The sequence below is a fragment of the Pseudomonas sp. JAI120 genome, assembly GCF_014207255.1.
Classification (GTDB): Bacteria; Pseudomonadota; Gammaproteobacteria; order Pseudomonadales; family Pseudomonadaceae; genus Aquipseudomonas.
In genome coordinates this window covers 1,293,378-1,311,639 of the sequence record NZ_JACHCZ010000001.1, presented here as the reverse complement: position 1 = coordinate 1,311,639, position 18,262 = coordinate 1,293,378, and the positions used below count along the sequence as shown (strand labels likewise).

Annotated in this window: 16 protein-coding genes; 8 read left to right on the top strand and 8 right to left on the bottom strand. The window is 62.7% G+C overall.

What is annotated here, in order from left to right; all coding sequences use genetic code 11:
- Nucleotides 1-37 precede the first annotated feature (37 nt).
- Together HDC32_RS06015 and HDC32_RS06010 are read left to right on the top strand one after the other, a co-directional pair.
- Nucleotides 38-1,258 (top strand): putative DNA modification/repair radical SAM protein, encoded by a 1,221-nt coding sequence (locus tag HDC32_RS06015; protein WP_027606175.1) that lies wholly within the window; start codon nt 38-40, stop codon nt 1,256-1,258.
- Complete coding sequence (locus HDC32_RS06010) at nt 1,255-2,088, top strand: TIGR03915 family putative DNA repair protein (protein WP_131698184.1); 834 nt, start codon at nt 1,255-1,257, stop codon at nt 2,086-2,088. Before HDC32_RS06015 ends, HDC32_RS06010 begins: the two co-directional genes overlap by 4 nt.
- Before the next feature lie 72 nt (nt 2,089-2,160).
- Here HDC32_RS06010 and HDC32_RS06005 read toward each other — a convergent pair whose 3' ends face one another.
- Nucleotides 2,161-2,658 carry an Lrp/AsnC family transcriptional regulator gene (locus HDC32_RS06005; protein WP_131698183.1) on the bottom strand — a complete coding sequence of 166 codons (498 nt, stop codon included), beginning with the start codon at nt 2,656-2,658 and terminating at the stop codon, nt 2,161-2,163.
- A 119-nt stretch (nt 2,659-2,777) separates the two neighbouring features.
- The gene (locus tag HDC32_RS06000; RefSeq protein ID WP_131698182.1) at nt 2,778-3,824 is read right to left on the bottom strand and encodes an ornithine cyclodeaminase; all 1,047 of its coding nucleotides are present in this window, start codon (nt 3,822-3,824) and stop codon (nt 2,778-2,780) included.
- Nucleotides 3,825-4,090: 266 nt separating this feature from the next.
- On the opposite strand from HDC32_RS06000, the gene HDC32_RS05995 reads away from it, so the two are divergent.
- Nucleotides 4,091-4,984 (top strand): GNAT family acetyltransferase, encoded by an 894-nt coding sequence (locus HDC32_RS05995; protein ID WP_184742927.1) that lies wholly within the window; start codon nt 4,091-4,093, stop codon nt 4,982-4,984.
- A 67-nt stretch (nt 4,985-5,051) separates the two neighbouring features.
- Here HDC32_RS05995 and HDC32_RS05990 read toward each other — a convergent pair whose 3' ends face one another.
- The 5 genes from HDC32_RS05990 to HDC32_RS05970 form a co-directional block, all read right to left on the bottom strand.
- Entirely contained in the window at nt 5,052-6,071 is a 1,020-nt protein-coding gene (locus HDC32_RS05990; RefSeq protein ID WP_131698180.1) for a branched-chain amino acid aminotransferase, read from the bottom strand.
- A gap of 203 nt (nt 6,072-6,274) precedes the next feature.
- Entirely contained in the window at nt 6,275-7,654 is a 1,380-nt protein-coding gene (gene lpdA / locus HDC32_RS05985) for a dihydrolipoyl dehydrogenase (protein WP_131698179.1), read from the bottom strand.
- A 4-nt stretch (nt 7,655-7,658) separates the two neighbouring features.
- Nucleotides 7,659-8,915 carry a dihydrolipoamide acetyltransferase family protein gene (locus HDC32_RS05980; RefSeq protein WP_184742925.1) on the bottom strand — a complete coding sequence of 419 codons (1,257 nt, stop codon included), beginning with the start codon at nt 8,913-8,915 and terminating at the stop codon, nt 7,659-7,661.
- The gene (locus tag HDC32_RS05975; RefSeq protein ID WP_032888135.1) at nt 8,916-9,974 is read right to left on the bottom strand and encodes an alpha-ketoacid dehydrogenase subunit beta; all 1,059 of its coding nucleotides are present in this window, start codon (nt 9,972-9,974) and stop codon (nt 8,916-8,918) included.
- A 1-nt stretch (nt 9,975) separates the two neighbouring features.
- On the bottom strand, nt 9,976-11,211 hold the full coding sequence (locus HDC32_RS05970) for a 3-methyl-2-oxobutanoate dehydrogenase (2-methylpropanoyl-transferring) subunit alpha (protein WP_184742923.1): 1,236 nt from the start codon (nt 11,209-11,211) through the stop codon (nt 9,976-9,978).
- Nucleotides 11,212-11,406: 195 nt separating this feature from the next.
- On the opposite strand from HDC32_RS05970, the gene bkdR reads away from it, so the two are divergent.
- Nucleotides 11,407-11,895, top strand: coding sequence for a Bkd operon transcriptional regulator BkdR (gene bkdR / locus HDC32_RS05965; protein ID WP_003174877.1), 489 nt, complete (start codon nt 11,407-11,409; stop codon nt 11,893-11,895).
- A gap of 57 nt (nt 11,896-11,952) precedes the next feature.
- Here bkdR and HDC32_RS05960 read toward each other — a convergent pair whose 3' ends face one another.
- The gene (locus tag HDC32_RS05960; RefSeq protein ID WP_184742919.1) at nt 11,953-12,816 is read right to left on the bottom strand and encodes an MBL fold metallo-hydrolase; all 864 of its coding nucleotides are present in this window, start codon (nt 12,814-12,816) and stop codon (nt 11,953-11,955) included.
- Nucleotides 12,817-12,985: 169 nt separating this feature from the next.
- Between HDC32_RS05960 and HDC32_RS05955 the strand changes: the two genes are divergently transcribed.
- The 4 genes from HDC32_RS05955 (at nt 12,986) to HDC32_RS05940 (ending at nt 18,204) form a co-directional block, all read left to right on the top strand.
- Nucleotides 12,986-14,230 (top strand): FAD/NAD(P)-binding oxidoreductase, encoded by a 1,245-nt coding sequence (locus HDC32_RS05955; RefSeq protein WP_184742916.1) that lies wholly within the window; start codon nt 12,986-12,988, stop codon nt 14,228-14,230.
- A complete protein-coding gene (locus HDC32_RS05950) occupies nt 14,231-15,037 on the top strand; it encodes a sulfite exporter TauE/SafE family protein (protein ID WP_145336178.1) in 807 nt (268 codons plus the stop codon). It abuts the gene before it with no gap.
- A 139-nt stretch (nt 15,038-15,176) separates the two neighbouring features.
- Nucleotides 15,177-16,322, top strand: coding sequence for a nitric oxide-sensing protein NosP (gene nosP / locus HDC32_RS05945; RefSeq protein ID WP_131698173.1), 1,146 nt, complete (start codon nt 15,177-15,179; stop codon nt 16,320-16,322).
- Nucleotides 16,264-18,204 (top strand): PAS domain-containing hybrid sensor histidine kinase/response regulator, encoded by a 1,941-nt coding sequence (locus HDC32_RS05940; RefSeq protein WP_131698172.1) that lies wholly within the window; start codon nt 16,264-16,266, stop codon nt 18,202-18,204. Before nosP ends, HDC32_RS05940 begins: the two co-directional genes overlap by 59 nt.
- Nucleotides 18,205-18,262 lie beyond the last annotated feature (58 nt).

Sequence of the window (18,262 nt, the reverse complement as noted above, 5' to 3'; positions counted from 1 at the left end):
CTGATACTGTACAAAAAACCAGTATCGGTAGCCTTCCATGCAGTTGATCGAAAAACTCAGCATCCTCGCCGACGCCGCCAAGTACGACGCCTCCTGCGCCAGCAGTGGCGCGCCCAAGCGCAGTTCGGAAGGCAAGGCGGGGCTGGGCTCAACCGATGGCATGGGCATCTGCCACAGCTACACGCCGGACGGTCGCTGCGTATCTTTGCTCAAGGTACTGCTCACGAACTTCTGTCTCTACGACTGCCAATACTGCGTCAACCGCCGCTCCAGCGACGTGCCCCGCGCACGCTTCAGCCCGGAGGAGGTGGTCACCCTGACCCTGGATTTCTACAAGCGCAACTGCGTCAGCGGGCTGTTCCTCAGCTCGGGCATCATTCGTTCGGCCGACTACACCATGGAGCAGTTGGTGCGGGTGGCCAAACTGCTGCGCGAAGAGCATGACTTTCGCGGTTACATCCACCTCAAGACCATCCCCGAAGCCGACCCGGCGCTGATTGCCGAGGCCGGGCGCTACGCCGACCGCCTCAGCGTGAATATCGAACTGCCCACCGATGCCAGCCTGCAAACCCTGGCGCCGGAAAAACAGATCGTCTCGATCAAGCAGGCCATGCAGACCATCTATACCGGCGAGCAGACGGTCCTGAACGAACCCCGCGCGCCGCGTTTCGCCCCGGCGGGTCAGAGCACCCAGATGATCGTCGGCGCCGACGAGACCGACGACAGCACCATCCTCCACAGTGCCGAGGCGCTGTATGGCAACTTCAAGCTGCGCCGCGTGTACTACTCGGCCTTCAGCCCCATCCCCAACAGCCCGAAAAGCGTACCCCTGGCCGCGCCGCCGTTGATGCGCGAGCATCGCTTGTACCAGGCCGACTTCCTGCTGCGCAGCTACGGCTTCAGCGCCAACGAACTCTTTGAAGGCCCTGGCCACCTGGCCCTGGACATTGATCCCAAGCTGGCCTGGGCCCTGGAACACCGCGAGGTGTTCCCCCTGGACCTGAACCGCGCCGAGCCGACCTTGATCGCCCGCATCCCAGGGATCGGCCTGCGCACCACCCAGCGCCTGGTGGACCTGCGCCGCGAACGCAAGATCCGCTTTGAAGACCTGGCACGCATGCGTTGCGTGCTGGCCAAGGCCAAGCCGTTTTTCATCACCAGTGACTACCACCCGCAACAGGCCGACAGCACCAGCGTGCTGCTGCGCGAACAACTGCGTGACCGCCCGCAGCCGCAGCAGATGGGGTTGTGGGGATGATCAGCCTCGAATGCGACAACCTTTTCAGCACCTGGCGCGAACAGGCGCGCTGGCTGCTCAGCCATCAGGTCGACCCGAGCCAGGTGAGCTGGGGCGAGGTGCAGGCGGCGGACCTGTTTGCCACCGATGAGCCGATCCCCGAAGGCTTGGGGCCGTTCCAGGCGCGAATTCCCAAGGCGCTGCTGGAATTGCTGGAGTCGGCCGCCTGCTACCAAGGTGATCAGCGTTGGAGTCTGTTGTATGAGGTGTTGTGGCGCGTCAGCCATGGCGACCGCACCGCGATGCTGGCGGGGGATAAGCTCGGCAGTGAGTTGCAGCGGCGCATCAAGCAGGTGAGTCGCGAGGCCCATCACCTGCATGCGTTTGTGCGCTTTATCGCCTTGCCGGCAGGGGCGGGGCCTGAGCTGCCGGAGTACGTGGCCTGGCATGAACCGGCCCATGACATTCTCAAGTCGGCCAGCCAGCATTTTGTCGGGCGCATGGGGCGCCATCGCTGGATGATCGCCACGCCGTTGGACGGGGTGTACTACGACGGCGAGCAGTTACTCCACCAGCGTGAGTGCCCCGAGGCGTGGCGGCAGCTGGCGCAGAACGTCGAGGATCCCCACAGCGCGATGTGGCTGACGTACTACAGCCACATCTTCAACCCGGCGCGGTTGAACCCCAAAGTGATGGAAGGGCACTTGCCGAGCCGGTTCTGGAAGAATCTGCCGGAGGGCAAGTTGATCCCGGCGTTGATCAGCGAGGCGCGTACAGGGAAGCAGAAGGATGGGCAGGCGAAGCTGGTGGGGGCGCGCCAAGGTAAGAAAATCTTAAGCGGGCATGGTTAAAAATGTGGGAGGGGCGGTGCGACGATTCGACTTGCTCCCACATTCGATCCTCATTGGCTTGGCGAGTGGGGCTCAGGCCAGTTCGACGGCGGTATTCTTCACCACCGCCAACTCCGGATGCGCCACCAACTTATCGATGTGCAACTCATCGTTGTTCAGCCAGATCTCCGATACCACCCGGTAGTGCTCCATATCCCGGCAGCGCATGCGCAGGCTGTAGTCGAACGGCCCGCTGATCAGCTGGCATTCGAACACCTGGGGGCAGGCCTTCATACACGCTTCGAAGGCCTTTTGCGCCGAGCGCCCGCTCTGGTTGGACAAGGCCACCAGCACCAGCAGCGACAGCCCTGGCGAGACCATCTGCACATCGATGATTGCCCCATACCCACGAATCACCCCGCGTCGCTCCAGCTTGCGCACCCGCTCCAGGCAGGGCCTGGGGGTGAGGTGCACCAGTGACGAGAGCTTTTCGTAGGTGATACGCCCCTGATGGCGCAGCACTTCGATGATCGCCTCATCGATGCGATCCAGCGCAGGGGCGGAGTGGGGTCCGTTGGCCTTGGTATCCATGGGGTTCACTTCAAACGGTTGGGAAGAAGGGTGAGCACGCGTTCAACGGTTGCGTGACAAGTATGGTACGGCCTTCCCTGGCCAACGTCTGCATGACTTTGCCACTGGGCCTGCACGTGTCAGGCGCGTTTCTTCTGTTGCGCGGCAGGCTGCTGGGTCAGGCGGGCAAATAGGTCCTTGGGGTCGTCCAACACGGGCACCAGTTCCAAGTCGCTGCCCAGGTCCAGTGCCTTGGCTGCATCCAACACATAACGAAGGGCCGAATAGTCCTCGATGGCAAACCCGACTGAGTCGAACAGCGTGATCTGTTGCGCGTGTTCGCGGCCAGGGAGCTGGCCGTTGATCACCTGCCACAGTTCGGTCACTGGTGAGTCGTGCGGCATGTGCTGGATCTCACCTTCGATGCGGCTTTGGGGTTCGTACTCGACGATCACACGGGCGCGCTCGACGATGCGTCGGTCCAGTTCGGTTTTGCCCGGGCAGTCGCCGCCCACGGCGTTGAGGTGCATGCCCGGCTCAATCATCTCGTCGGTCAGAATGGTGGCGTAGGCTTTGTCGGCGGTAACGGTGGTGACGATATCCGCGCCTTTCACGGCGTCTGCCACGCTGGCGGCGAGGATCACCTTGATCGCCGGGAACGCTTTGAGGTTGGCTGCGAGCTTGGCGGTGGCCTTGGTGTCGATATCGAACAGGCGAATCTCGTCGATGCCGAGCATCGCGTGGAAGGCCAGGGCCTGGAACTCACTCTGGGAGCCGTTGCCGATCAACGCCATGCTGCGGCTGTTGTCACGGGCCAGGTAGCGCGCCACCAGTGCCGAGGTGGCGGCAGTGCGGATGGCGGTGGTCAGGGTCATTTCGGCCAGCAGCAACGGTTTGCCGGTGTCCACATCGCCCAGGGCGCCGAATGCCATGACCGTGAGCATGCCCGCCAGCGTGTTTTTCGGGTGGCCATTGACGTACTTGAAGGCATACAGCGAGGCGTCGGACACCGGCATCAGTTCGATCACACCCTCCGGGGAGTGATTGGCCAGGCGTGCGCACTTCTCGAAATCCTGCCAGCGCAGGTAGTCGGCGCGAATGTACTCGGCCATTTCGATGATGCAGGTTTGCAAGCCTTTTTGCGCGACCAGATAGCTGAGGTCGTTGACGTCGATGTAGCGGGTCATGGAGAGGCTCCTTGTTGTTCGAGAGGGGCTGCGGTGAACGCGGCGAGCGTTTTCTGCTGTGCGTAGCTCGGCGCAGCAAGCGTGGGCAGCCGGGCTATTGTCTGCGTTCGGGCCGATGAATCCCGGCTGAAACAAGGGGCGCGCCCAGCGGGTAAAGCTGAAAAGGTGGGTGATGCAGCCGAATCGGCTGTGAGGTCTGTAATGGGATCAAAAGGCGGGAGAGGGTATTGTGGTATTTGCCATAGCTGTCTCAGCCAGGAGGAATCATGTCTACCGTCGTACGTCTCGCCCAATCCGCCGATGCCGAAGGGATCAGCCAGGTCATCCTGGCGGCCTTGCACAGCAGCAATGCGCGGGATTATCCGGCGGATGTGATTGCCCGGGTGGCCAGCAACTTCACGCCGGACGCGGTGCTGGAGCTGCTCAAGCGGCGTGTGGTGCTGGTGGCGGTCCAGGACCGGGTGATCGTCGCCACGGCGGCCCTGGATACCAATGTGGTGCGCTCGGTATTCGTCAATCCGGCGGCGCAAGGGCAGGGCGTTGGCCGGTTGCTGATGATTGAAATCGAACTGCGCGCGCGGGAAGCGGGGGTGACGACGCTGAGTGTGCCGTCTTCGCTGACCGCCGAGCCGTTCTACACCAAACTGGGGTTTCACACGGTACGCGATGTCTACCACGGCAATGAGCGCACGCTGGTGATGGAAAAGGCGCTGTTGTCGCGCCATCCCATCGGGCCGTACCGCGACCGTCAGCACCGGGCGCAAGTGGTGGCGTTATGGCAGGAGGCTTTTGGTTATGACACGGCGCATAACCTGCCGACCTTGGCGATCGATAAGAAACTGGCGGTCAATGACGGGCTGTTTTTTGTGGCGACGGACAAGAAAACCGTGATCGGGACGATTCTTGCCGGCTACGACGGCCATCGCGGTTGGCTGTATTCGGTGGCCGTTCACCCCGACTATCGGCGTCATGGCCTGGGTTCCTCGCTGGTGCGGCATGCGGAACAGGCATTGACGGCCCTGGGCTGCATGAAGATCAATCTGCAGATCACCAGTGGCAATGAGGCGGTGGCGGGGTTCTACGAGGCGCTGGGGTATGGGGTGGAGGCGAGGATCAGCATGGGCAAGAAGGTTGCCGAGAATATTCCGACTCAATCCTAAGAACACTGCAAAACAAATGTGGGAGGGGGCAAGCCCTCTCCCACATTTGATGTGCGGTGTTGCGGGTTTAGACTTTTACGATCCAACCCGCTGGCGCTTCGACGTCGCCGGTCTGCACGCCGGTCAGCTCTTTGTAGAGCTTCTGGGTGATCGGGCCGACTTCGGTCTCGCTGTGGAACACATGCAGTTGGCCGTTGTACTGGATACCGCCGATCGGCGAGATCACCGCGGCAGTGCCGCAGGCGCCGGCTTCCTTGAACTGATCCAGCTTGTCGATGAACACTTCGCCTTCGACCACTTCCAGGCCCAGGCGGGTCTGGGCCAGTTCGATCAGCGACAGGCGGGTGATGCCTGGCAGCACCGAAGGCGACTTCGGTGTGATGAACTTGTTGTCGTGGGTGATCCCGAAGAAGTTGGCCGAGCCGACTTCTTCGATTTTCGAGTGGGTCATCGGGTCCAGGTAGATCGCATCGGCGAAACCGGATTTCTTCGCTTCCGAGCCCGGCATCAGGCTGGCGGCGTAGTTGCCACCGACCTTGGCGGCACCGGTGCCCTGTGGCGCGGCGCGGTCGAAGGTGGAGATCTGGAAGTTGTGTGGCACCAGGCCGCCCTTGAAGTAGGCGCCAACCGGGATGCAGAACACCGAGAAGATGAACTCCGGCGCGGTACGCACGCCGATGTTGTCACCGGTGCCGATCACGAACGGGCGCAGGTACAGCGCGCCGCCGCTGCCGTACGGCGGGATGAACCGCTCGTTGGCCTTGACCACTTGTTTGCATGCGTCGATGAACGCGTCGGTCGGGACGTGCGGCATCAGCAGGCGGGCGCAGCTGCGCTGCATGCGCGCGGCGTTCTGGTCCGGACGGAACAGGTTGATCGAACCGTCCTTGCAGCGGTAGGCCTTGAGGCCTTCGAAGCACTGCTGGCCGTAGTGCAGGGCAGTAGAGCCCTCGCTGATGTGCAGCACGTTGTCGTCGGTCAGGGTGCCGGCTTGCCATTCGCCGTTTTTCCAGACTTGGAGAAACCGCTTGTCGGTCTTGATGTAGTCAAAACCCAGCTTGTCCCAATTGATGCTTTCGTTACCCATGACACCCTCTATCTTTGGTCAAGTCGGTTTTTTTCTGAATGGGCGCAACAATACTTCATTCGCAGGCCCGTTCGCATCCCCCGCGTCCCTTGCAGGAGCGAGCTTGCTCGCGAAAATCGTCAACGATAACGCGTGAAACCAGAATGAACGCGGCGCCCTCAGGTTCTTCGCGAGCAAGCTCGCTCCTGCAGGGGGGTGTTTATTTACAGGTGCAGCGCATGCCCCAGCGCCCTGAGCGCAGCTTCCTGCACCGCTTCGCCGAGCGTCGGATGGGCGTGGATGGTGCCGGCCACGTCTTCCAGGCGTGCGCCCATTTCCAGGCTCAGGCCGAAGGCGGTGGACAGCTCGGACACGCCGGCGCCGACCGCTTGCCAGCCGACAATCAGATGATTGTCGCGGCGTGCCACCACCCGTACGAAGCCGGTTTTCGACTCCAGGGTCATCGCGCGGCCGTTGGCGGCAAACGGGAAACTCGACACGATGCAGTCCAGGCCGGCGGCCTTGGCATCATCGGGCGTCTTGCCGACCACCACCAGTTCCGGGTCGGTAAAGCATACCGCCGGGATCGCGGCCGGGTTGAATTCGCGGTGTTGACCGCTGATCAGTTCGGCAACCATTTCGCCCTGGGCCATGGCCCGGTGCGCCAGCATCGGCTCGCCGCTCAGGTCGCCGATGGCATACACATTGCGCATGCTGGTCTGGCAGCGGCTGTCGATCTTGATCGCCGCGCCGTTCATCTCCAGGTTCAGCGCTTCGAGGTTCCAGCCCTGGGTATTGGGTTTACGACCAACGGCCACCAGCACCTGGTCCGTCGCCAGCGACAACGTGTCGCCATTCGGGTCGCGCACCTGCAGGCTGTTGTGCTCGAAACCGGTGACGCTGTGCTTGAGGTACAGCTTCACGCCCAACTGCTTGAGCGATTCGTTCACCGGTTGCGTCAGCTCGGCGTCGTAGGCCGGCAGGATGCGGTCCTGCGCCTCGACCACACTGACCTCGGCGCCGAGCTTGCGGTAGGCAATCCCCAACTCCAGGCCGATGTAGCCGCCGCCCACCACAATCAGGCGCTTGGGCACGCGGGTCGGCGCCAGGGCTTCGGTGGAGGAGATGATCGGCCCGCCAATCGGCAGCATCGGCAGGTTGACGCTTGTCGAACCGGTGGCCAGCAGCAGATGTTCGCACTGGATGCGCTGGTCGCCGACGTCGACGGTCTTGCCGTCCACCACCGTGGCCCAGCCGTGGATCACCTGCACTTTGTGCTTTTTAAGCAGTGCAGCGACGCCCGTGGTCAGGCGGTCGACGATGCCGTCTTTCCATTCCACGCTTTTGCGGATGTCCAGGGTCGGCACATCCACCTCGATTCCCAGTTGGGAACCTTGGCTGTGGTGCACGGTTTGCTGGAACTGCTCGGCTACGTGAATCAAGGCCTTGGACGGAATGCAGCCGATGTTCAGGCAGGTGCCGCCCAACGCCTGGCCTTCCACCAGGATCGTCGGGATGCCCAGTTGGCCGGCACGAATGGCGGCCACATAACCGCCAGGGCCGCCGCCGATAATCAGCAGCGTGGTATGCAATGTCTGAGTCATGCCCTTACTCCAGGAACAGGCTGGCGGGTTGTTCGAGCAGGCCGCGAATGGCCTGGATGAATTGCGCCGCGTCCATGCCATCGACCACGCGGTGATCGAAGGAGCTGGAGAGGTTCATCATTTTGCGAATCACGATCTGGCCCTTGATCACCATCGGCCGCTCAACGATACGGTTGACGCCAACGATGGCCACCTCCGGCAGGTTCAGCACCGGGGTGCTGACGATACCGCCCAGGGCGCCCAGGCTGGTCAGGGTAATGGTCGATCCCGACAGTTCATCGCGACTGGCCTTGCCATTGCGCGCGGCGCTGGCCAAGCGCGCGATTTCCTCGGCGTTGCCCCACAGGCTGCGTGCCTCGGCGTGACGCACCACCGGCACCATCAGGCCCACGTCGCTCTGAGTGGCGACGCCCACATGCACCGCGCCGAGGCGGGTGATGACCTGGGCTTCGTCGTCGTAACGTGCGTTGATCTGCGGGAAATCCCGCAACGCCACGACCATGGCGCGCACGATAAACGGCAGCAACGTCAGCTTGCCGCGCGTGGCGCCGTGCTTCTCATTGAGGTGCACGCGCAGCTCGTCGAGGGCGGTGACGTCGATCTCTTCCACATAGCTGAAATGCGCGGCACGCCGGGTGGCTTCCTGCATACGCTGGGCGATCTTGCGGCGCATGCCGATGACCGGGATCTGTTCTTCGTCGTTGCGTTCGGCGTAAGGGTTGGCTGTCGTCGAAGCTTTTGACGGCCCTTGTTGCAGGTAGGCGTCAAGGTCTTCGTGCAGGATCCGCCCGGCGGGGCCGGAGCCCTGTACCAGACGCAGTTGAATCCCGGCATCCAGCGCGTGCTTGCGCACGGCGGGGGAGGCCAGGGGGCGTTCGTCGACATCGCGGGCCACAGGGGCCTGTGCGGTCACGACCGGCGCGGGCTGGCTTTCAACCACCGGTGCCGGCTTGGCCTCGACAACGGCAGCCGCTTTCACCGGCTCCGCCACCACGGGCGCCTCCTTGGCGTTGCCCGCACCTTCCACTTCAATGCTGATCAGAATACTGCCCACTGCCATGACTTCACCCGGCTCGCCGCCGAGGGAAATCACCTTGCCATGGACCGGCGAGGGAATGTCCACCATCGCCTTGTCGGTCATCACATCCGCCAACACCTGGTCTTCAACGACCAGGTCGCCGACCTTCACATGCCACTGCGACAGTTCAACTTCCGCGATGCCTTCGCCAATGTCCGGCATCTTGATAACGTGCGTGCCCATTCAGACCTCCATGACCCGTTTCAACGCCGCGCCCACTCGGGACGGGCCTGGGAAATACGCCCACTCCTGCGCGTGCGGGTAGGGGGTGTCCCAACCGGTGACGCGTTCGATCGGCGCTTCCAGGTGGTGGAAGCAATGCTCCTGCACCAGCGCCACCAATTCGGCACCAAAGCCGCAGGTGCGGGTGGCTTCGTGCACCACCACGCAACGGCCGGTCTTCTTCACGGATTTGACGATGGTTTCCAGGTCCAGCGGCCACAGGCTGCGCAGGTCGATGACTTCGGCGTCGATGCCGGTTTCTTCGGCGGCGACCTGCGACACATACACGGTGGTGCCGTAGGTCAGCACAGTGACGGCCGAGCCCGGACGCACGATGGCGGCCACGTCCAGCGGCACGGTGTAGTAACCGTCCGGCACTTGCGCCTGCGGGTGTTTCGACCACGGCGTTACCGGGCGGTCGTGGTGGCCGTCGAACGGGCCGTTGTACAGGCGTTTGGGCTCGAGGAAGATCACCGGGTCATCGTTTTCGATCGAGGCGATCAGCAGGCCCTTGGCGTCATAGGGATTGGACGGCATCACCGTGCGCAAGCCGCAGACCTGGGTGAACACCGCTTCGATGCTCTGGCTGTGGGTCTGGCCGCCGTAGATGCCGCCGCCGCAGGGCATGCGCATGGTCAGCGGTGCAGTGAACTGGCCGGCCGAGCGATAACGCAGGCGCGCCGCTTCGGAGATGATCTGGTCGGTGGCGGGGTAGACGTAGTCGGCGAACTGGATCTCGGCGACCGGGCGCAGGCCATAGGCACCCATGCCCACGGCCACGCCGATAATGCCGCTCTCGGAGATCGGTGCGTCGAACACCCGCGAGCTGCCGTACTTGGTCTGCAAGCCTTCGGTGCAACGGAACACACCGCCGAAGTAACCGACGTCCTGGCCGAACACCACCACGTTGTCATCACGTTCAAGCATCACATCCATGGCCGAGCGCAGGGCCTGGATCATGGTCATGGTGGTGGTGGTCATGGCGGTTTCCAATTCGATGCTGTTGTTGTGATCGTTCATGTCAGATCCCCAACTCTTGACGCTGGCGCTTCAAGTGCTCCGGCATCTCTTTATAGACGTCTTCGAACATGGTCGCGGCGCTTGGAATCTGACCACCGGCCAGGGTGCCGTACTGTTCGGCTTGTTTCTGCGCGGCGATCACCTCGGCTTCCAGTTCGGCACTGACCGCCGTGTGTTCCTCTTCGGACCACTGGTCAATCCTGATCAGGTGCTGCTTGAGGCGGGCAATCGGGTCGCCCAACGGGAAGTGGCTCCAGTCGTCGGCGGGACGGTATTTGGACGGATCGTCCGAGGTGGAGTGCGGACCGGCGCGGTAGGTGACCCATTCGATCAGGGTTGGGCCGAGGTTGCGGCGCGCACGTTCGGCGGCCCAGGCGGAGGCGGCGTACACCGCGATAAAGTCGTTGCCGTCCACACGCAGGGAGGCGATGCCGCAGCCGACGCCGCGTCCGGCGAAGGTGGTGGCTTCACCACCGGCGATGGCCTGGAAGGTGGAAATCGCCCACTGGTTGTTGACCACGTTGAGAATCACCGGCGCGCGGTACACGTGGGCAAAGGTGAGGGCGGTGTGGAAGTCGGATTCGGCGGTGGCGCCGTCGCCGATCCAGGCCGAGGCGATCTTGGTATCGCCCTTGATCGCCGAGGCCATGCCCCAGCCCACACCCTGTACGAATTGGGTGGCGAGGTTGCCGGAAATGGTGAAGAAGCCTGCATCCTTGACCGAATACATGATCGGCAGCTGACGGCCCTTGAGCGGGTCGCGCTCGTTGGACAGCAACTGACAGATCAGGTCCACCAGCGGCACGTCGCGGGCCATCAGGATGCTTTGCTGGCGGTAGGTGGGGAAGCACATGTCGTCGATGTTCAAGGCCAGGGCCTGGGCGCTGCCGATGGCTTCTTCGCCAAGGCTTTGCATGTAGAACGACATTTTTTTCTGACGCTGGGCGACCACCATGCGGTTGTCGAAGATCCGCGTCTTGAGCATGGCGCGCATGCCTTTGCGCAGGATCTCTACCGGAACCCCTTCAGCCCACGGGCCCAGGGCCTGGCCCTGGTCGTCGAGCACGCGGATCAGGCCCTTGGCCAGGTCGGCGGTGTCGGCGGGTTCTACGTCGATGGCGGGTTTGCGCACGGTGCCTGCGTCGGTCAGGCGCAGGTAGGCAAAGTCGGTCTTGCAGCCTGGGCGACCCGACGGTTCGGGAACGTGCAGGCGCAGTGGGGTATACGGCTGATTCATGGCTTTCTACGCTCGATCTTGTGAATTTCTTGTAGTGGGCGCGCTAGCTGACAGTCAGTCTCCGGGTAAGAGAAATCTTGTCCTACAACAATCATAGGCGTGGCGTAGAAGAATATTTATCTCTGTTTCGTTGCGCCCGCGATCAATTGCGGATAAAAAACCTGCATAAACATAATAAACAGGTGATTTTGTCTCATGCGCAAACTGGACCGTACCGATATCGGCATTCTCAACGCCCTTCAGGAGAATGCGCGGATCACCAACGCCGACCTGGCCCGCTCGGTCAACCTGTCGCCTACACCCTGTTTCAACCGGGTCAAGGCGATGGAAGAACTGGGCCTGATTCGCGAGCAGGTCACCCTGCTCGACGCCGATTTGCTGGGGCTGCACGTCAACGTGTTTATCCATGTGAGCCTGGAAAAACAGAACGAGTTGGCGTTGCAGCAGTTCGAAGGCGCGATTTCCGACCGGCCCGAGGTGATGGAGTGCTATTTGATGGCTGGCGATCCGGACTATTTGATCCGGGTGTTGGTGCCGACGATCCAGTCGCTGGAGCGGTTCATGATGGACTTTTTGACCAAGGTGCCGGGGGTGGCGAATATTCGTTCCAGCTTTGCCCTCAAGCAAGTGCGCTACAAAACAGCGTTGCCGTTGCCTGCCAATGGCATCAGCCTCGGTAGCTGATGCAACAGATTACCAATGTGGGAGGGGGCAGGTCCCCTCCCACATTGTTCCCGCATCTCAGAGTTGGTTGAGGGGTATCTTCAAGTAAGTAACCCCATTCTCTTCCGCCGGCGGCATATTCCCCGCTCGCACATTCACCTGGATCGCCGGCAACAACAGCGTGGGCATCCCCAGCCCGGCATCGCGTTGGGTGCGCATCGCCACGAACGTCGCTTCATCCACCCCGTCATGCACATGGATATTTCCCTCCCGCTGTTCGGCCACCGTAGTCAGGCATTTGGCCTCACGACCTTCGGGCGGGTAGTCGTGGCACACGTACAGTTGGGTATCGGGGGCAAAGGCCAAGAGCTTGCGCATCGACGCATACAACTGCCGCGCATCGCCGCCGGGGAAGTCGCAGCGAGCGGTGCCGACATCGGGCATGAACAGGGTGTCGCCGACCAGGATGAGGCGGTCGTCGATCAAGTAGGCCATGTCCGCCGGGGTATGCCCCGGCACGTGCAGGGCCTGGGCCTTGATGGTGCCGATGTGGAAGATTTCATCCGGCGCAAACAGGTGGTCGAACTGCGAGCCATCGACGCGAAATTCCGGCTCCAGGTTGAAAAGATTCTTGAATACGTCCTGCACCTTGCTGATGCTTTGGCCGATGGCGATCTTGCCGCCCAGGGTGCGGCGCAGGTACGGCGCTGCCGACAGGTGGTCGGCATGGGCGTGGGTCTCCAGCAGCCATTGCACTTGCAGACGATGTTCGCGCACATAGGCAATCACTTTGTCCGCCTGACGGGTGTCGGTGCGCCCTGATGCCGGATCGTAGTTGAGCACCGAGTCGACAATGGCGCAGGGGCCATCATCGCCCTCATGCAGGACATAGGTGTAGGTCGACGATGCCTCGTCCAGAAAGGCTTGAATCAACGCTGGCATTGGCGGCGGTCCTTGGTAGCGAATTGCGGGTTACATTCGAGATGTTTTCCACATAGGCTTGCGAGCTTAAGGCAAAAAAACGATTCGAGGCAAAGCATCGACCCATCGCTGGGCGTGACGCCATACGGCAGCGACCCTTGTGTGCATTGACGATAAAAGGCAATAGACCATGACCGACCAACACTGGGGGCCAACCATCAGTGGCGATATCGTCGTCATCGGCGGCGGTTCGGCAGGCATCGGCCTGCTGGCCAGCCTGCTCAAGCGCGACCCCGACCTGAACATCACCCTCATCGAACCCAGCGACCATCACTGCTACCAGCCGGCCTGGACCCTGGTCGGCGGCGGTGCCTACGACCTGAAAAAGACCCGACGCCCCCTGGCCGATGTGCTGCCCAATGGCGTCACCTGGGTGCAGGCCGCCGTCACCGAACTGTTGCCGGAAGAGCGCACCCTGGTGCTCGACAGCGGCCAGCGCGTCAGCTGGAACAACCTGATCGTCTGCCCGGGCCAGCGCCTTGCCTGGGAGAAGGTCGAAGGCCTGGAAGAGACCCTTGGCCAGCACGGCGTCACCTCCAATTACAGCTACGAAAGCGCCGCCTACACCTGGCAACTGGTGCAGCAACTCAAGGGCGGCAAGGCGATCTTTACCCAGCCGGCCATGCCGATCAAATGCGCGGGTGCGCCGCAAAAGGCCATGTACCTGTCCTGCGATCACTGGCTCAGGCAGGGCGACCTTAAACACATCGACGTCGAGTTCAACCTGGCCGGCGCGGCGCTGTTCGGCGTGGCGACCTTTGTGCCGCCGTTGATGAAATACGTGGAGAAATACAACGCGCGCCTGGCGTTCAACGCCAACCTGGTCAAGGTCGACGGCCCGGCGCGCAAGGCCTGGTTCGAGGTGAAGGATGCCGAGGGCAACGTCACGCTCGAGGAAAAATCCTTCGACCTGCTGCACGTGGTGCCGCCGCAAGTTGCCCCGGAGTTTATCCGCCAAAGCCCGCTGGCCGACGCTGCCGGCTGGTGCGAGGTGAACCCCCACAGCCTGCAGCACCTGCGCTATCCGCAGATATTCGGCCTGGGCGATGTGTGCGGCACCAGCAACGCCAAGACCGCCGCCGCCGTGCGCAAGCAAATCGTGGTGGTCGCCGAAAACCTGCTGGCCCTGCGCAGACAGGCGCCGCTGCCGCTCAAGTACGACGGCTATGGCTCGTGCCCGCTGACGGTGGAGAAGGGCAAGGTGGTATTGGCCGAGTTCGGCTACGGCGGCAAGTTGCTGCCGACCTTTCCCCTCGACCCGACCCGGGCGCGCCGTTCGATGTGGTTTCTCAAGGCGACCTGGCTGCCGTGGTTCTACTGGAACGGCATGCTCAAGGGCCGCGAGTGGCTGACCCGTCTGAGCAAGGTGGATTAAATGCTGCTGGCCAGTGTGTTGGGGATGTTGATGGGCCTGGTCATGGGCCTGACCGGCGCGGGCGGCGGCATCCTCGGGGTGCCGGCGTTGGTGCTGGGGTTGGGCTTGACGATGACCCAGGCCGCGCCGGTGTCGTTGCTGGCGGTGGGCGCGGCAGCGGCCGTCGGGGCGATTGACGGGTTACGCCACGGCCTGGTGCGTTACCGCGCCGCGCTGTTGATCGCTTTGCTCGGCGCGCTGTTTTCGCCGCTGGGGGTGTTTCTCGCCCACCAGTTGCCGGAGCCGGTGCTGATGGGGCTGTTCAGTGTGTTGATGGTGCTGGTGGCCTGGCGCATGTTGCAGCGCGAAAAGCTCGAGGCCGGGCCGAGTGACCATGGCGCGGCGTCCTGGGGCCAGAAGAACTGCATGCTCAATCAACAGACCGGGCGCCTGGCCTGGACCGCCAAATGCAGCGCCACCCTGGCCGCACTGGGCGCGGTGACGGGGGCGGTCTCGGGTTTGCTCGGGGTGGGCGGCGGCTTTTTGATCGTGCCGGCGTTCAAGCAACTCACCGACGTGCAGATGCGTGGCATCGTCGCCACGTCGCTGATGGTGATCAGCCTGATTTCGCTGATCGGCGTGGCCGGCGCGTTCCATGCCGGGGTGCGCATCGAACCCGTGGGCTGGGTGTTCATCGCGGCGAGTATCGTCGGCATGCTGATCGGCCGACGCCTGTGCTCGGTGATTGCCGCACGCACCTTGCAGGTGGGGTTTGCCAGCCTGTGTGTGCTGGTGGCGATTGGCATGCTGGTCAACGCCGTGCTTTGAACCTGAAATGCCCTCCCACATTTGAATCTCCCTTGTTTTTGAGCGATTCATCCCATCGCATCCCCCCACCCAGTACCCAAGTAGCATAGGTCCCACCCTCCGCCCTTCGTACACTCATGCCTCAGAGGGGGAGGTAACGATGCATAACAGTGAAGGCGTAGTCAGTGCCATGTCCCAGGCCACCGATGCCGGGCAGGCCGCCGAGGAGTTGGCGCGGCAACTGTTGCATCCGTACCTGGGCTTCGTGCTGTTTTTCTGCTCGGCCTCCTACGACCTGCAGGCCCTGGGCCACGCCCTGCAAGAATGTTTCGGCAACGTGCGCGTAGTGGGCTGCACCAGCGCCGGCGAGATCACGCCCCAGGGCTACGGCCGCAATTGCGTGACGGCAATGGGCTTTAACCACGCGCACTTTTCCATCGCCACGGAGCTGATCGACCAGGTGGAACACTTCAGCCTGATCGACGCCCAGCAGATGGTTGAACGTCTGGTCGGCGGTTGCCGCAGCAATACCCTGGCGCCGATCAAGGGCAACACCTTCGCTCTGACCCTGCTCGATGGCCTGTCCAGCCGTGAAGAGGTGGTGCTCGCCGCCCTCAGCGCGGCGCTCGGCGACATTCCGCATTTCGGCGGTTCGGCCGGTGACGACAACTTCCTCACCCACACCCACGTGTACTTCAACGGCGCCTTCCACAGCGGCGCGGCGGTGGTGGTGCTGGTCAATACCTGGCTGGATTTCGAGGTGTTCACCACCCACCACATCCTGCCGCGCAGCGAAAAACTGGTGGTGACCGGCGCCGACAGTCCGTCGCGCCGGGTCTTCGAGCTCAACGCCGAACCCGCCGCCGAAGAGTACGCGCGGCATATCGGCGTGGCCGTGGCCGACCTCGATCACCGCGTCTTCGCGGCGCACCCGTTGGCAGTGCGCATCCACGACCAGTACTACGTGCGGGCGATCCAGCAAGTGCACGACGACCTGAGCCTGAGTTTCTACTGCGCGGTGGAAAACGGCATCGTCCTCACCGTGATGAAACCCGGGCCGATCCTGCCAAACCTGCAAACCCTGTTCGACGGCCTGCAAGCGCGCCTGGGCGACCTGCTGTTGACCATCGGCTGCGACTGCTTCCTGCGCCGCCTGGAGTTGGAAGACAGCGACAATCTGGAACAGATCGGCGGTTTCCTGCGTGACCAGCGGGTGATGGGCTTCAACACCTACGGAGAACAGTTCAATGGCATGCATATCAACCAGACCTTCACTGGAGTCGCCATTGCCCGAGGTCGGCGCTGAACTGCTCGCCCAGGTTGCCCAGCTGCAACAGGACAACCACAAGCTGGCGCGGATCAACGCGGCGCTGATCGAGCGCATCGAGTCCGGCATGGTCCAGGGCAATAACCCTTACACCACCTTTCAGCATTCGGTGGTGCTGGCCGAACAAGTGCGCGAACGCACCGACGCGCTGAACCAGGCGATGGCCGAACTCAAGGCCAGCAACCATTTGCTGATCAACGCGCGGCTGCGCGCCGAAACCCTGCGCGGCGAACAGGCGGCCGCGCAAAAGGCCCAGGAAAGCGAACGCTGGATTCGCCTGATCACCGATAACGTCCCGGCCCTGATCGGCTACCTGAATGCCGACCTGGTCTACGAGTTCACCAACAAAGTCTATGAAGAATGGTATTGCTGGCCGCGCGGCATGATGCTCGGCCAGAGCCTGCGCGAAGTCCACAGCGAGCAGCACTGCCAGCGCCTGGATGCCTACGTCGCCCGCGCCCTGGCGGGGGAGAGCGTGACCTTTGAATTCGCCGAGACCAACATCAATAACCAGGAGCGCTACATGCTGCGTTCCTATGTGCCGAACATGCTGGCCAGCGGTGAAGTGGTGGGGATCTTCGTGCTGATCCGCGACATCACCGAACGCCGCCGCACCGCCGAAGCCCTGCACCAGGCCTATCAGCACCTGGAGCAACGCGTGGCCCAGCGCACCTCGGAACTGACCGCGCTCAACGACCAGTTATTGCAGGAGATCGACGAGCGCCGCCGCGTGGAGGCGCGCCTGCGTGAAGCCAAGCTCGAGGCCGAGCAGGCCAACCTGTCGAAAACCAAATTCCTCGCCGCCGTCAGCCATGACCTGCTGCAACCTTTGAATGCGGCGCGCCTGTTTACCAGCGCGCTGCTGGAGCGGCCCAGCGAAACGTTGGTGCGCAACGTGAGCAACTCCCTGGAAGACGTGGAAAACCTGCTGGGCACCCTGGTGGATATCTCCAAGCTGGATGCCGGGGTGATCAAGGCCGACATCGCGCCGTTTGCCCTGAGTGAACTGCTCGACAACCTGGCCGCCGAGTACACCGAATTGGCCCGCAGCGAGGGCCTGGAATTGCATTTTGTCGGCTGTTCGGCGCTGGTGCGCAGCGATATTCAGTTGCTGGCGCGGATTCTGCGCAACCTGTTGAGCAACGCGATTCGCTACACCTACAAGGGCCGTGTGGTGCTGGGCTGTCGCCGTCAGCATCAGCGTTTGTTGATCCAGGTATGGGACAGCGGCATGGGCATCGCCGAGGAGCGGTTGGAGGAGATTTTCCAGGAGTTCAAGCGCGGCGATGTGCAGCGGCCCGACCAGGACCGTGGGTTGGGCCTGGGGCTGGCGATTGTGGAAAAGATCGCCGGGATCCTGGGTCATCGCATCAGCGTCAAATCCTGGCCGGGCAAGGGCTCGATGTTCTCGGTGGAGGTGCCGTTGAGCGCCACGGCGCCCAAGTCGCTGCCAATGCTGGCCATGAGCGAGCCGATGCTCGAACGCCTGCAAGGCGCACGGGTGTGGGTGCTGGATAACGACGCGGCGATCTGCGCGGGCATGCGCACCTTGCTGGAAGGCTGGGGCTGCCAGGTGATCACGGCGTTGTCGGAGCAAGACCTGGCACGGCAGGTGGACAACTACCATGCCGAAGCCGACTTGCTGATCGCCGACTACCACCTCGACGACGACCAGAACGGCGTCGACGCCGTCGCCCGCATCAATGGACGCCGCGGCCGCGCGATACCGGCACTGATGATCACCGCCAACTACAGCAACGAGTTGAAGCTGCAGATTCGTGAGTTGGGGCACACCTTGATGCACAAGCCGGTACGCCCAATGAAACTCAAGACCGCCATGAGCCACCTGCTCGGCAAATGAACGGCGAAATACCCACAAGTGGAGATCAAAATGTCGGAGGGGGCTTGCCCCCGATAGC